This is a genomic window from Herbaspirillum chlorophenolicum (genome assembly GCF_001189955.1).
GTDB lineage: Bacteria > Pseudomonadota > Gammaproteobacteria > Burkholderiales > Burkholderiaceae_D > Herbaspirillum > Herbaspirillum chlorophenolicum.
Genome location: NZ_LFLT01000002.1, coordinates 56646 through 71638 on the forward strand (window position 1 = coordinate 56646; position 14993 = coordinate 71638).

Sequence of the window (14993 nt, forward strand, 5' to 3'; positions counted from 1 at the left end):
ATGGCTATCCGCGCTATTACTTTCGACCGCTTCGATTTGGGCATTGATCGCCGCAAGGGAGCATCCGTCTCTGACGCCAACCGCCTGTTGGAAATGAAGAATGCCTATGTCACCACCGGGCTGGCAACCCAAAAGCGCCCAGGTCTGGCGAAGGTGACGACGTTGGAATCTGGCACGAAAGGGCTGTTTGCCGGCCTGGGGAAGCTCAATACTTTCTATGGGCAGGGAAGTCTTTCTCACGCTGACACGCGCTTTGTCGCGCACAAGGTTGCGCATCCAGGTGGCGAGCGCCCAGTCAAGGACGTGTGGTTTGCCGACACGTTCAACGCCTATATCTATACGGCTGTCGAATATGCCGATGGCACTGTAAAGCACCACTATCTCGATGGATCGGCCACGACCGCGATTACGGATACCAACTGCCCGCATACCAAGGCTGTCATGAAGACTGCTTCGCGCATCTTCGCCGCCGGCGCGGGCGATGGTTCCACGGTGCGCTACTGCAAGGCGTCGGGCCCTAGGGATTGGACTGCGGCCAATGATGCCGGATTTCTTCCCACTGGCCTGCAATTCAGCGGTGACCGTAGCGCCAACGCCCTGGGCCTGTATAAATCCAGCCTGGTGGTGCTGTCGCGCGATGGCCTGCAAATATGGGATGTTCAGAATGTTGACCCCACCACAATGAGCTTGACCGACCGCGTGGAAAACGTCGGCACCAGCTTTCCGCGCACTGTGCGCAACGTGTCGGGCGACCTCTATTTCCTGGCCGACTTCGGTTTCCGGTCGATCACGACCTTGCAGTACACCAACAATCTTGCCGATGTGGACGTGGGCAGCCCCATCGATTCCATCGTGGTTCCTGAGATTCGGCAAACCGAGGCTGTGCCGCAAGCCTTTTTCCACTATGGCACGGGGCAATATATTTGCGTCGTCGGCCGCGAACTCTATGTTTATTCCGTGTCGCGCACAGCCAAGATCGCAGCATGGTCGCGCTACAGCATTCCTTTTCAGGTTGATGCGACCGCCGAGTTGGCCGGGGAGCTGTATTTCCGCAGCGGAGACGATATTTATCGTTTCACCGCCGACGCCTATACCGATGACGGTTCCAGCTTCGAAGTATTGGTGCAGCTTCCCTATATGGATTTGAAGGCGCCGGGGCAACTCAAGCGAGTCGTGGGCGTGGATATGGTAGTTGATGGCGAATGTACGGTTTCACTGGGCTATGACGTGCGCTACCCAGATGCGGTCACGCCGCCGGTGCGCGTGCGCGGCAATACGCGCCCCGGCGGCATCATTCCGATCGAGGTATCCGGTACCGAGTTTTCGTTGATTCTGCGTAACCTGTCGAGCAAGCCTTTCCGTGTCGACGCCGCCACCATCTATTACGAAAGCCTGGGGGCTGTCTGATGGAATCGATATTTCTCCGCGGCCCCAGCGAAACCGCCGCAGAATTCCCCCGTGTGCGACACCTATTTGAGCGCGTCACCAACGAGGCGGCCAAGGGAGAATTCACGGTGCAGGATCTGGAGCGCTTGGCGGGCGAGGGGCGGATTATCGTAGGCGTAGCGCTGCTTGCAAATACCCCCGTCCTGGCTGTGGCTCTGGAGTTCATCCATTACCCGCAGTACACGGTGATGAATGTGGTTGCGCTGGCCGGCGAGCAGCTACCGGCGGTCATGCAGGCGTTTTGGCCGGCGCTGCGGGAATACGCGCGAGAGGCTGGCGCGACGCACATACAAGCCAGTTGCAGCCCGGCGATGGCGCGGCTGCTGGCGAAATACGGATTTGAGGAAACCTACCGCACCATCAGGAGCAAACTATGACCCGACAAGATCAACTCGCCCAACTCGCCCAGGAATTCAGCGGCCCCGCTCTCAACGCATGGCCCACCGACAGGGCCGGAAAGCTGCGGCCGCACAAGGGAGGCGGCGGCGACGATGGCGGTGCGCGTGAGATGGAAAACCAGCGGCAGCAGCGCGTTGCGGATGCCACCAATCGCATCAGCCAGATTTTCGACAGCGCCAACCGGGACGCACTGTATGGCCAGCAGAAACAGGCAGTGTATGACCTGAACACTCAAGACGTGAACCGCCAGTTTGGGGAGGCTGAACGCGCTAACCGTTTTGGCCTAGCCCGTGCCGGCTTGCTGGGTGGCAGCGCAGACATCGACAGTAACGCCGAACTCACGCGCCGCACAAATGAGGGCCTGGTCAAAGCTGCAGGTATTGGCGACCAGGCGGCGGCCGATCTGCAAACCTCGGACGAGCGCGCGCGGCAGAACCTGATTTCGATGGCGCAGTCCGGCATCGATACCGGCGCCGCCGGGCAACTGGCATTGCAGCAGCTGGATGCCAATACAGCGAATGCATCTTCTGCGCGCTCTGGCGCCACGGTAGGTAACCTGTTCGGTGACCTTGCCAATGCCTACCTGTACGGGCAGCAGCAGAAAGGCGTACAGGCTGGTCTGGCGCCGTATACCAACTTCCAGCCGGGCGTGACCAACGGCAATACGCGTAGTTCCTACGGCGGTACTCAATAAGTGGGGAAAAGCATGGCTGATATTGAATCCCGGGCATTGACGGCGCCGCAGCCTGCCGAGTTGGCGGTGGTTTCGCCGTGCCTGCCGGCGATGGCGCCGGCGGCCATCGAAAAGGTTCGCCGGCTGGAGGCATTGTCGCTGGAGCAGTGCGAGCAAGTCGAATTCCCGACCGCGCACCTGATCCACGGCGGCATGTATGCACGCACCTTGCACATGTCGGCTGGCACGGTGCTGACCGGCGCGCTGTTGAAGATCCCAACGGTGCTGATCGTTGCCGGCGATTGCGCGGTGTTCATTGGCGAGGAAACCATCGAACTGCGCGGCTACAACGTGCTGCCCGGCAGCGCCGGCCGCAAGCAGGTTTTTTTGGCGCACACCGATGTCGACATGACGATGTTCTTCCCATCGAAGGCAGGTTCCGTAGGGGAGGCGGAGCAGGAATTTACCGATGAATACGAAATGCTGATGACGCATCGTCTCGGCGGCGATAAGACCCTGATTACAGGAGAGTGATATGGCTGGGGCAATTAGCGGAACCACGATGGCCGCGATCGCGGCAATGGTTGCAGGCGCTGCCATGCAGTACAAGGCGCAGCAGGATGCGGCCAGCCGTCAACGGCAGCAGATTCAGTCGGAATTGCAGCGCCAGCAGGATTATCAGAAGCAGGCGGAGAAGGTCGCCCTCGATCGAGTGCAGGACTACGACCCCGAGCAGCGCCAGAACCGGCAGCAGCAGATCGAGCAGCAGGTGACCGATGATTTGTTGCAGCCAGTTCAGCAAGCGCAGCCTGGGATGCAAGCGCAGTCAGCCGTACAGGGTAGCGTGTCGCAGGATTACACCGCGGCACGCGCGCAGTCGCAGGCCGAGCAGATGAAGTCCGCCGAGGCGCTGGCGCGCATCATGGGCAAGATCACCGGCGCGAACCGGCTGCGGCAGGATGAAGCCCTGAACATGATGGCGACGGGGCAACAGATCGATCGCCTCAAGAATTTTAGCCAGGGTAGCCAGGGCGTCGGCCAACTGGAAGCGCAATTGGCGGGAACCCCCGATGGCGGTTTAACGCTGGCCGGTAGCCTGGCGCAGACGTTGGGCAGCGTTGGGCTGATGGGTGGCTTCTCGGGGGCATCCACTGCCGGCGGCGCTTCTTCTGCCGGAACTACGGCAGATGTATGGGCCGGTCAGGCACCTAAAGTCGGCGCGAATTTCACGAATGGAGGTCTTGGTTTCAAGGCTCCAGCTTCTTTTGGTTGGCCCTAATTCTCGTAGGTGATGACATGGCAGGAATCGACGGAAATTTCGCAAGTGGCCTTTCTTCCGGCTTGAGCAAGGCAATTCAGGCTGTGGGGCTTGGTGGCGATGTGAAACAGCAGGCCCAGATGCAAGCCGGCTTGATTGGCGCGCAGACGGCAAAGTATGGCGTGGATGCCAACGAAGGCGCGCGCCTATCAGCATTGCGGCAAGATCCTGGGTTCCTCAAAAGCATCTCCGCCCTGTATGGACCTGGCGCCGCCGCGGCATTCCAGGCCGGCGGCGATGCCGACAAGTTCGGTGGCAACGCCATGGACATGCAGAAATACCAATTCCGCGACCGCGTGCTGAACAATATCGGAGATCCCGGTACCGACCCGACCAAGATCAACATGGGAACGTCCGCGGTGGAAGGAAAGACTTACGAGCCGTTCCGCCCGGTGGGTGATACCGGCTATACGGTGAATCAGGGAACTGGCGCGGTGGGCGTGGGCAATCCTGGCATGGCCGGCCTGTTCCAACAGGGCCAGCAGGCGCAAAACAACCTGCGCACCGCCCAGGCCGGCCAGGCCGCGCAGTCTGGCCGCAACTTCGACGCCACGCGCGGCGTGGTCATCGACACGCGCACCGGCACCGCCATGCCCGTCACGCTGCCCGATGGCGCGCCGCTGCCACCTTCGGCAGCCAGCTACAACAAGGCCTACGACGAGAACAAGGCGAAGGATATGGTCGCAGCGGAGGACTCCATCCGCAAGGCTGGCATGCAGGCGCCGGCCACCCTGGGCAATCTCTCCGAGATGGAGCGACTGGTGGGCAACTACGATGGCGGCCGTCTGACGGGCATGGCCATGAGCGCAGCCTCCATCGGGAACTCGCTGGGTATCCCCATCGACCCGAAGCTGGGCGACAAGCAGGCCGCCGAGGCGTTGTTCAATGAATTCGCCCTGAAGCTGAAGAATGCCGGCGGGGCAAACCAGCTGCCAGGCGCGCTTTCTGACCGCGATCTGGCGTTCTTGCAAGCAACCTCGCCACAGCTCACCCAATCCGCGGCTGGTCGCCAGTCGATCATCGACCGGCATCGAAAGCTGGCCATGCGCGACCAGCAGGTAGCGAACATGGCCCAGGCGTACAAGGAACGCAACGGCGGGCGCCTGGATGATGGATTCTTTACCCGTCTTTCCGCCTGGTCGCAGCGCAATCCTCTTTTCAGTGAGCCGGCCCATGGCAACCCCTGACGAATTCGTGCAGCAATATGGCCCAAGCGCCGCGCGCGCCGCGCGTACGCTGGGCGTGGATCCATCTATTCTTCTGGGGCAGTTTGGCCTGGAAACTGGGTGGGGGCGCTCGGTGGTGCCAGGAACGAACAACCTGGGCAACATCAAGGACTTCTCCGGCGGCGGCGTGGCGGCGCGTGACAACATGACCGGCTCCGCCGACCGCTACCGGCAGTACGCCACGCCCGACGCCTTCATGGACGATTACGTGAACCTGATCCAGCAGAAGTATCCGCAGGCGGTCGGCGTCGGAAATGACGCGGTGAAGTTTGCGCGTGCGCTGAAGTTTGGCGGCTATGCCGAGGATCCTGCCTATATTCCCAAGGTTGCCGGCGCCGCCAGTACGGTGCGCCGCTTGGGTGACAAGCTCACGTCTTTCCTGTTTCCCTCGGCACAAGCCGGCGAATTGCCTGCCAACAGGTTCGATGACATTTTTGCGGATATGCCCAAGCCGGCGGCACAAGCACCTGCTGCGGAACCGGCACCAGCACCAACAGCACCTGGTGCGGCGCCGCGCCAGGCTGCTCCGGCTGGCGCTGATCCCTTTGCCGACATTTTTGCAGATGCGCCTGCAGCGAAGCCTGCCACACCAACTCCCGCCAAGCAACCCGTGCCGGCGGTAAAGCCCGAGCGCGCAGCCGTACAGCAGGTCGGTGATGCCCTGATGGACATCCCCCGCCAAGTTGGCCTGACGGCTCGATACGGAATGGAGGGACTTGGGCGGGCCGTGGGCCTCTTCACCGAGCCGTTACGGAGGGTTGTTGTCAATCCCGCGTTGCGCGCGTTGGGCCTGCCTGAGGCCGTTCCTGCCGAGGAATTGGCATCTCGCGGTGCCTCGGGGCTGGGCTTGCCGCAACCGACGAACGCGAATGAGCGAGTGGTGGGTGATATTGCCCGTTCGATGGCGGGTGCCGGCGGTCTGGCTGGCACTAGCAACGCCCTGGCGCGTGGCGCGACCGGCGTAACCAGGACGGTTCTGCAAACATTGGGGAGCAACCCAGGCCAGCAGATTGCATCCGCGGCCGGCGCCGGTGGCGCTGGTGGTTCGGTGCGCGAAGCTGGCGGCGGAGAGGGTGCCCAGGCCATCGCGTCGCTGATTGGCGGTCTTGCTGCGCCGCTGGCCACCCAGCAGGGCACGCGCGCCGTATCCTCGGTTGCAAACCGGTTGAGCCCGCCCAGCACACAAGAGGTCGAGCAGCAGATTAGGCTGGTCATGGACAGGTCGGGGGTGGACTGGGGCGCGGTACCAGAGCGCGTGCGCCAGATGGTGCGGGAGGAAGCCGGTCAGGCGCTGCGAACCGGTGGCGACTTGAGCGGAGACGCGCTACGCCGGCTGGTGGACTTTGGCCGCGTGCAAGGCGCGACGCCGACGCGCGGCATGTTGACGCTCGATCCTGTGCAGATCACACGGGAACGTAACTTGGCGAAAATCGGGGCCAACGCCAGCGACGAAGGGCTGCAAGGGCTAGCGCGCGTCCAGAACAGCAACAATTCGGCGCTGATTGGCGCGCTGAATAATGCCGGCGCGAACACGGCTGATGATGCCTATGCCGCCGGCCAGCGCGTCATCGATGCCTTGCAGCGGAACGTCGACACCCAGCGCGGCAACATCAACAACTTGTATTCGGCGGCGCGCGACAGTGCCGGCCGGAGCTTTCCACTCGATGGTGCCGCCTTTACGCAACGTGCTTCGCAGGCACTGGATGACGCGCTACTGGGCGGCGCGCTGCCCGCCGACGTGCGCAATCACTTGAATCGCATTGCGCAGGGCGAGGTGCCATTCACGGTGGATTATGCGGAGCAGTTGAAAACCCGTATCGGGAACCTGCAGCGCGCCAGCCAAGATGGGCAGACCCGCATGGCGCTCGGCGTGGTACGCCGAGCATTGGACGATACGCCCGTCCTTGGCTTGGGCCAACAAACGGGGGCCGCCGGAGCGCGCGCAGTCAATCCTGGTAACCTGCCGGCGATTCCTCGCGTTCCAGACCTTGGCGAGCAGGCCGTGGAGGCCTTCAATCAGGCCCGCTCGGCAAACCGTTCGTTTATGCAGCAGGTGGAAAATACGCCGGCACTTCAGGCGGTCTACGATGGCACGGCCACGCCTGACCAGTTCATGCAGCGGTACCTGATCGGCTCGGCAGCCAAGGCAAGGGACGTGGAGGCGATGCGTACAGCCATTGCCGCCGATCCGGCCGTAGGCGACACCATCCGGGCGCATATTGCATCCTGGCTCAAGGGCAGGGCGCTGAACGGCGCCGCGGACGAAGTGGGGAATTTCAGTGCATCGAACTACAACAAGGCCCTACAGGCTATCGGTGGGCAGAAGCTGGCAGCGTTCTTTTCGCCCGATGAAATTGAGCAATTGAGGGCCATTGGCCGCGTCGGTAGCTATATGGCTCATCAGCCCGTCGGCAGCGCCGTCAATAACTCGAACTCTGGCGCGCTGGTGCTGGGCCGCGGCATGGATTTCTTGAATGCCGTTGCCAGCAGGTCATTGCCTTTAGGTATCGGCACCACGATTGTCGGAGCAATTCGCGGAGCGTACCAGAATGGGGCGGGGTCGGCTGCATCAGCGGCGGCGCAGCGCGTGCCGCCAGCGCTCGTACAGCCTACGGCGGTCAATCAGGCTGCCCGTGCATTGCGGTGGACTTCGCCGGTGGCATACAGCGCACTATTTCCCGCTGCGGGAATTCCACCAAGCCAGGATGATGGACGCCGCTAAATAGCCCAGAAAAATGGGATTCATGCCGAAGAGGGTGCCACTGTTTTCCATGTTCTTTTGATGTGGTTTAGAAAAATCCTCCTGCGCCGGAGCAGGAAGCCATAGTGACGCAAATTATGGACTTCAATGCTGCCGGGAGGTGATAAAAATGAAATTCCGCATCGGACTGGCCGAGGGCTGGCAAGAGCTGCACCGCAAGAGCAGCGTGCGCTTCTCGGCGGCCGTGGCCTTGCTGGCGTCGGTCGGGCCGCAGATTGCCCAGGCATGGGGGATGGTGCCGGATGACCTGAAGGGCTACCTGCCCACCAGCGTCAAGCAGACCATCGGTTACCTGGTGCTGGCCTGCGCCTTTTTGGCGTTGCGCTATACCAGGATCGAGCGGAAGGGGCCGACGCCATGAACCTGACTGACCACTTCAGCCTGGCCGAGCTCACCGCCAGCGAGACGGCCGCGCGCCGTGGTATCGACAACACGCCCTCGGCAGCCATCATCAAGAACCTGACGCGTATCGCTCAACTTCTGGAGCGTGTGCGCGTGCTGCTGGGGAGCAAGCCGATCCTGGTGTCTTCCGGCTATCGTGCACCGGCACTGAATGAAGCGGTCGGCGGTTCCAAGACTAGCGCCCACATGCAGGGCCTGGCCGCCGATTTCATTTGCCCCGGTTTCGGCACACCGCTGGCTATCTGCAAGCGCCTGGATTCACTGGGCCTGGAGTTCGATCAATTGATCCAGGAAGGCACATGGGTACATATCGGCCTGGCCGCCGAAGGTCAGAAGCCGCGGCGCCAAGTTCTGACCGCCAAATTCAGCGCAGGCGGCACAACCTATGGGAGCGGACTGTGATCGACATCATCCTCAAGGCGTGGCCCTATCTGCTGGCCGCCATCGGCGCCATCGCGGCCCTTTTCTTCAAGCAGGGCGCCGACAAGACCAAAGCCCAGGCTGCGCAAGAAGTTGCTGAAATTAAACAAAAAGTTGCAGAACAAAACGCCGCTGCCGCCCTATCGGGTGCCAATGCGGCAAAGGAGCGTACCGATGTGGAAAATACTATTGCCGGCCACCCTGGTGAGTCTGGTCAGCGGCTGCGCGACGAATGGTCCCGCGATTAATCCGGCGCCGGTGATCGTGGACAACAGCTGCGCCTGGGCCAAACCGATCTACATCAGCAAGCAGGACAAGCTGACGGATGGGACGGCTGACCAGATCCTGGCGCACAATCTTGCCGGCGCTGGTCGGTGCGGATGGAAGCCGACCAGCCAGAAGAAATAGCGCGTTGTATTGTTGCAACTTGCGCAACCCATTCCGACGCGTATAATCCGCCGCTTGCTTGTGGGGGAAATATTGCCCAACTGGGCGCAAACAGGGCCGTTTGCGCACTTGATGCAAAAGCAACAAATGCAGAGCCATGCGGCTTTGAGGGCTGCGCAGGATTCGCTACCTTGACTCGAAATCAGGCGTACGGTTTCCCGTACCGTGGGTTCGAATCCCACCCTCTCCGCCAGTTAGCTTGTAGGTAAAAGTAAGGCCCTGACATTCTCAGGGCTTTATTTTTATGTGCGCGTGCGCTTCTGTTGCCGTCGGCGTGATGGCAATCAAATACACATCGGTATCGCTGCTCTCAAGGGGAGGGACTGCGATGCCGGCTGTCAGAATCATCTCCAGTCCGGAGACGTCTCAAATCGGGTTTCATGCATCGGAACCCGTCCATGATTTATTTTCATCCCCGCTCACGATCTTCTATTTGTTGCTTGATCGGCCTTGTTGTATTCCTGAAAAATCGCAAGCCTTTGAAGCGGGCCAAAGAAATGTCCTTGAATCGACTGTTCCGGCTAATTTCCATCGCATTGCTGATGTTGTTTTTGGCGTTGGCGGTGTCGCTGGTATGGATTGAGTGGAACATATACCAGAGCAGCACCAATACCGTTCCGGCCTTGAAGCGATTCCGCCTGGGCCTGGTCGCGATGGAGCAGGTGTCGGCCGAACGTGGGCCGGCCAACGCCTTCATGGGTGCACGGGATGATGAGCGCGCGGTCCTTTATCAGCGCTTGCAGGCGGCGCGGGCAGCCAGCGATGCCGCACTGGCCGATCTGCGTGCCGCCTTGGAAAAGGATTCGGTGCAGCGTAATTCCGGCATTCTCGAAAAGGTCAGGATCGTGCAGCAGACCTTGGGTCCCGCCCGCGCGGCAGTCGATCATGTCGGCCAGCAGGCGCAGGGCCAGCGTAGCCATCTCTATATCGTTTCCGCGGTCAATGGCATGATGGATGTGATTCCGATGCTGGTGCGGATAACGGGGGAATTGGTCGGCACTGTCGACCTGGCCGATCCGGATTTGCGCGACGGCCTGGCCGGGGTGCGCGCGACAGCCAGCCTGCGCGAATATGCCGGGCAGGTGGGATCTCGCTTTACCGCTCCGCTGATCACCCATAACACGCTCAACCCGGATGAAGTCATCGAGATCGGCCGGCTTTATGGGCGGATCGAGTTGCTGCGTTCGCTGCTGGGGGCGCAGCTTGCTGCGTATTCGTCGCAGCCGCAATTTGCGCAGGGACTGGCCAATCTGGACAAGCAATATTTCGACAACGGTTTCCAGTTCATCGACTACTTGCTGCAGGTAGGCCTGAAGTCCGGCGATTACGGTATTACGCCGGCCGAACTGGCGGCGCGTTATGTGCCGCAGATGAAGGCCATCCTCGATTTGCGCGACATTATTCTTGATGACTTGATGGCCCGGGCCGAGCGCCGCAACTTGCAGGCGCGTAATTTTCTGGTCCTGGTGATCGGGTTGACCATAGTTGCCTGCCTGTTCTTCCAATTATTGATGTACATGATCCGCAAGCGCGTAGTCAGTCCGCTGGTCACTGCGACCGATTTGGTGGTGGGATTGGCCGACGGCAAGCTGGGACAGGAGATTCCCGCGGCCAGGTACGACGACGAGATCGGCGGCATGATGCGGGCGTTGCGCGTGCTGAAAGAACGGATCCTTGAGCGCAATAGCCTGGCGCGCGAACGCGAGGCGCTGATCAGCCAATTGCAGACATCTTCCAATACCGATTTCCTGACCGGCTTGTTGAACCGGCGCGCTTTTTTCTCTTATGGCGAGCAGCAGATGGGCGTGGCACAGCGCTATCGGCGCAACCTGTCCGTGGTGCTGTTCGATATCGACCATTTCAAGCGCATCAACGACAGCCATGGGCATTTGTCTGGTGACGCTGTCTTGCGCGGCGTCGCGCAAATCGCAGCGCAATTGCTGCGCAAGGTGGATGTGCTGGCGCGTTATGGCGGAGAAGAGTTCATTGTGCTGTTGCAGGAGACGGATATCGGCAAGGCTGAAGCGGTGGCGCAGAAGTTGCGCGTGGCGCTGGAGCAAAAGGAGTTCGATGTCGATGGCGGCCAGCGCATCAAGATCAGCGCCAGTTTCGGTGTGGCGGCGTTGAGCGAGGGGCATAGCCTGGAGCAACTGATCAAGCTGGCCGATACCGCGCTGTATGTGGCTAAAGAACGCGGCCGCAACCGCGTAGAAGTCAGCGTTTGATGGTGGGCCGGGGCGCCGGCAGTTGGATGCGGAAAGTCCACCGGGCGGAAAAATATTTGATGGGCCGGAGTTGACTCCGGTTTTTTTGCGACATATTATGTTCGCGCGAACATTGATTTTGGAAAGCAGGGCGCAAGTATTCCCAGGTACCCCGCCGAGGCGGGCAGAACACCATTCCTATCAAAGGAGACAGCCATGATCACGCAAGGGCAGGTTTCGCAATATCAGGACGAAGGTTGGCTGGTGGTGCCCGACCTTCTCAACGACATCATGCGGCAGCGGATGAAGGATGCGCTGGCGCAGTGGGTGGAGCAATCGCGCAAGGTCAGCGACCATACCGATGTATTCGATCTCGAGCGAGGTCACACTGCCGCCGACCCGCGTTTGCGCCGCATCAAGCAGCCGCACAAGAACCATCCGGTGTTTGAGGAATTCATCCGTTCGAAGGCAGTGCTTGAGGTGCTGGATGCCTTGCTGGGGCCGGCTTTCCGGCTGCAAAACTCCAAGCTCAACCTGAAATCTCCGCGTTTTGGTTCACCGGTGGAGTGGCATCAGGATTGGGCTTTCTATCCGGCCACCAACGACGACATCCTGGCAGTGGGCGTGATGCTGGACGATACCTCGCTGGAAAACGGCGCCATGCTGGTGGTGCCGGGCTCGCACACCGGGCCGACTTACGACCACCATGATGCCGATGGCCGTTTCTGCGGCGCGCTCGATCCCAGCCAGCCGGGTCTGCACCTGGACCGGGCGGTGCCTATCGTCGGCAAGGCAGGTTCGGTCTCCTTCCACCATGTGCGGGCGATACACGGTTCGGCACAGAACCGGTCGACCATGTCGCGCAACTTCCTGCTCTATGAGGTGTGCGCGGCCGATGCCTTCCCGCTGATGGGCGTTCCCGATCTCGACGACTTCAACAGCCGGCTGCTGCAGGGCGAGCCGACCATCGTGCCGCGTTTTCGCGATACGCCGGTGCGCATGCCGTTGCCGCCGGCATTGAACCAGGGGTCGATCTACGAGAACCAGTCGGCCAGCGGCAAGCGTTTCTTCGAACAGGTGGATGTGCCGCAGCAGGCGGCCAGTACCTGAACCGGCGTTTCCGTTTCACTTCGGGGCGGCACACCGCCCTGGCACGAACCTGGCGCCAGCTCATCCGCATGGGCCGCGCCGGAGGGACGAACATTTTTGCAGAGGCAAGCACCCATGCAAACGTTTCGCGTGTACCAATCGCTATGGGCAATGGAGCGCCGCCGTCCGGATGGGCAGGAATGGACGCTGGAACAAAAGTTGTCCATGATCCGCGACGCCGGTTTCGACGGCGCCGGCGTGCGCTTTGCCGATGTCCAATACGCCCGTACCGTCACCGCGTTCCTGCGCGAACATGGCATGAGCTGGCAGGCCCAGTGCTATCCGCGCACGGTCGATGACTTGAAGCCCATCATCGAACATGTGCAGGAGCTGGGCGCCGACCACATCAACCTGCAGGCCGACGTACGGCCTTACACGCTGCAGGAATGCATCCCCTACATCGAAGGCTGGCGCCGGCTTGCCGAGGACGCCGGCATCGCGCTGCATATCGAGACACACCGTGACCGCATGACCACCGACCTGCTGTTCACCCTGCATCTGCTGGACCGTTTCCCTGACCTGAGGCTGACGGCGGACCTTTCGCACTATGTGGTGGGGCGCGAATTCGCCTGGCCGATTTCCGCGGAAAACCATGCGCTGATGCACCGAATCATCGATAACGCCTGGGGCTTCCATGGCCGCGTCGCCAGCCGTGAACAAATCCAGTTGCAACTGGCCTTCAAGCAGCACCGGCAATGGGTGGAATTGTTCATGGACTGGTGGGAATACGGTTTCAGGAGCTGGATGGCGCGCGCGGGCGACGGTGCGGTACTGACCTTCCTGTGCGAACTCGGCCCGCCCGAATACGCGATGACCGGCGCCGATGGCTATGAGTTGTCGGACCGCTGGGAAGAGGCGCAATTGATGATGCGCATGGTGCGCGCGTTATGGGCCCGCTGCATTTCGGAGCAGGCCATCGCGCCGGCCAGGCGCGCCTGACGCGCCACGGAGCAGAAACGAATTTACTCAGGAAGCAGGCAGGAAGGAGCAACGACGACGGCAGTACATCCAATCGCAGGAAAGACGAGGCCAGTGCCGGACACATAACAAAACAGCCGGCCGGTGCGCAAAGCACCGCATGCGCCCGTCAACCAACAGGAGAGAGACACATGAACACAATCGCAGGTACCCGGGCGCACCCGGTGAACCACGGCCGTGCGCAGGCGCCCGGCCAAGCCTCGACATCGGCGGAGAACCTGAGCGAGGCAGAGATCCGGCAACGCAAGATGGCGCTGCGTTCGTCGGTGATCGGCACGGCGCTGGAGTGGTACGACTTTTTCCTTTACGGCACGGCGGCGGCGATCGTCTTCAACGTGCTGTTTTTCACCAAGCTGGATCCGATGATCGGCACGCTGGCCGCTTTCGGCTCTTACGCACTGGGGTTCGTGGTGCGCCCGCTGGGCGGATTCGTGTTTGGCCACATCGGCGACAAGATCGGGCGCAAGAATGTATTGGTGGTGACGCTCGTGATGATGGGCCTGTCCACCACGCTCATCGGTGTCTTGCCTACTTATGCCAGCATCGGCATCGCTGCGCCGATTCTGCTGACCTTGTTGCGGCTGGTGCAGGGCTTCGCCGCAGGCGCCGAGTTCGGCGGTGCGGTGACCATGTCGGCCGAGTATGCTCCGCCCGACAAGCGCGGCTATTACGCCAGTTGGCCGGGTGTCGGCGTGGCGCTGGGGGTGGTGCTCTCGGCCGGCGCATTTGCGCTGGTGCGCATGATGCCGGAAGCCGACTTCATGAGTTACGGCTGGCGCATTCCGTTCCTGCTCTCTTCAGTTGGCCTGGCGGTGGGGATCTATATTCGCCTGTTTGTGCAAGAGTCGCCCACTTTCGAAAAGATGAAGCAGCGCAAGACGGTGGCGAAGGCCCCGATCAAGGCGGTCTGGCAAGAGCAGAAGCGTAGCCTGCTGATTGCCATTGGCGCGCGTTTTTCGGAGAACACGGCGGGCTACATCTTCCAGGTGTGGGCGTTGTCGTATCTCACCGCCCAGCTCAAGGTCGAAGCCAGCGTCGGCCTGATGGCGGTGCTGATCGGCGCGAGCATCGGGGCCTTGCTGAATCCGTTTTGGGGAGCGCTGTCGGACCGCGTTGGCCGGCGACCAGTGTATATCCTCGGTATCCTCGTGATGATACTGGGCGCCTTCCCGTTTTTCTGGATGCTGGAGACGCGGGAAACTCCGATGATCATCGGCGCTTTCGTGATGATGATCGTGTTCGGGCTGTATCCGATGTTTTCGGTGCAGGCGGCTTTCTTCGCTGAACTGTTCCCGCCGAGCATGCGCATGAGCGGCATCTGCTGCGCGCGTGAACTGTCGTCGGTCATCACCGGCGGCATGGCGCCGGTGATCGCCACGGGCCTCCTGGCTTATTACGGCGGCAGCTACTATCCCATCATCGGGTACATCATGTTCATGGGCGGGGTGGCGCTGGTGGCTTTGCTGATCGCACCGGAGACGCGCGGCATCGTTTATGACGAGGAGCAATAGCGCACGGAAACAGGCAGGGCAATGGAGACGGCCGGTGTGCGCTTCAGTGTTGGCCGCAC

15 protein-coding genes are annotated in these 14993 nt (G+C 61.3%); all 15 read left to right on the plus strand.

What is annotated here, in order from left to right; genetic code table 11:
• The 15 genes from AKL28_RS01830 (at window position 1) to AKL28_RS01895 (ending at window position 14934) form a co-directional block, all read left to right on the plus strand.
• Window positions 1-1407: a hypothetical protein gene (locus tag AKL28_RS01830; protein WP_231602303.1), complete on the plus strand. Its 1407-nt coding sequence runs from the start codon at window positions 1-3 to the stop codon at window positions 1405-1407.
• Window positions 1407-1823: a hypothetical protein gene (locus tag AKL28_RS01835; RefSeq protein WP_050466363.1), complete on the plus strand. Its 417-nt coding sequence runs from the start codon at window positions 1407-1409 to the stop codon at window positions 1821-1823. The genes AKL28_RS01830 and AKL28_RS01835 overlap by 1 nt, the downstream gene beginning before the upstream one ends.
• Window positions 1820-2539, plus strand: a complete 720-nt coding sequence (locus tag AKL28_RS01840) for a hypothetical protein (protein WP_050466364.1) — start codon at window positions 1820-1822, stop codon at window positions 2537-2539. Before AKL28_RS01835 ends, AKL28_RS01840 begins: the two co-directional genes overlap by 4 nt.
• Before the next feature lie 12 nt (window positions 2540-2551).
• Window positions 2552-3052 (plus strand): hypothetical protein, encoded by a 501-nt coding sequence (locus tag AKL28_RS01845; protein ID WP_231602304.1) that lies wholly within the window; start codon window positions 2552-2554, stop codon window positions 3050-3052.
• Window position 3053: 1 nt separating this feature from the next.
• Window positions 3054-3797: a hypothetical protein gene (locus tag AKL28_RS01850; protein WP_050466365.1), complete on the plus strand. Its 744-nt coding sequence runs from the start codon at window positions 3054-3056 to the stop codon at window positions 3795-3797.
• A gap of 17 nt (window positions 3798-3814) precedes the next feature.
• Window positions 3815-5023, plus strand: coding sequence for a hypothetical protein (locus tag AKL28_RS01855; RefSeq protein ID WP_156226212.1), 1209 nt, complete (start codon window positions 3815-3817; stop codon window positions 5021-5023).
• Complete coding sequence (locus AKL28_RS01860; protein ID WP_082221327.1) at window positions 4944-7784, plus strand: glucosaminidase domain-containing protein; 2841 nt, start codon at window positions 4944-4946, stop codon at window positions 7782-7784. Before AKL28_RS01855 ends, AKL28_RS01860 begins: the two co-directional genes overlap by 80 nt.
• Before the next feature lie 148 nt (window positions 7785-7932).
• Entirely contained in the window at window positions 7933-8184 is a 252-nt protein-coding gene (locus AKL28_RS01865; protein ID WP_050466368.1) for a DUF7940 domain-containing protein, read from the plus strand.
• Window positions 8181-8627, plus strand: coding sequence for a D-Ala-D-Ala carboxypeptidase family metallohydrolase (locus AKL28_RS01870; RefSeq protein WP_050466369.1), 447 nt, complete (start codon window positions 8181-8183; stop codon window positions 8625-8627). Before AKL28_RS01865 ends, AKL28_RS01870 begins: the two co-directional genes overlap by 4 nt.
• Window positions 8624-8893, plus strand: a complete 270-nt coding sequence (locus tag AKL28_RS01875; RefSeq protein WP_050466370.1) for a hypothetical protein — start codon at window positions 8624-8626, stop codon at window positions 8891-8893. The genes AKL28_RS01870 and AKL28_RS01875 overlap by 4 nt, the downstream gene beginning before the upstream one ends.
• Window positions 8894-8909: 16 nt before the next feature.
• Window positions 8910-9053, plus strand: a complete 144-nt coding sequence (locus AKL28_RS24990; protein WP_231602305.1) for a hypothetical protein — start codon at window positions 8910-8912, stop codon at window positions 9051-9053.
• A 536-nt stretch (window positions 9054-9589) separates the two neighbouring features.
• On the plus strand, window positions 9590-11317 hold the full coding sequence (locus tag AKL28_RS01880) for a GGDEF domain-containing protein (RefSeq protein ID WP_050466371.1): 1728 nt from the start codon (window positions 9590-9592) through the stop codon (window positions 11315-11317).
• A gap of 195 nt (window positions 11318-11512) precedes the next feature.
• Entirely contained in the window at window positions 11513-12406 is an 894-nt protein-coding gene (locus AKL28_RS01885; RefSeq protein WP_050466372.1) for a phytanoyl-CoA dioxygenase family protein, read from the plus strand.
• A gap of 114 nt (window positions 12407-12520) precedes the next feature.
• The gene (locus AKL28_RS01890) at window positions 12521-13384 is read left to right on the plus strand and encodes a sugar phosphate isomerase/epimerase family protein (protein WP_050466373.1); all 864 of its coding nucleotides are present in this window, start codon (window positions 12521-12523) and stop codon (window positions 13382-13384) included.
• A 170-nt stretch (window positions 13385-13554) separates the two neighbouring features.
• Window positions 13555-14934: an MFS transporter gene (locus AKL28_RS01895; RefSeq protein WP_050466374.1), complete on the plus strand. Its 1380-nt coding sequence runs from the start codon at window positions 13555-13557 to the stop codon at window positions 14932-14934.
• Window positions 14935-14993 lie beyond the last annotated feature (59 nt).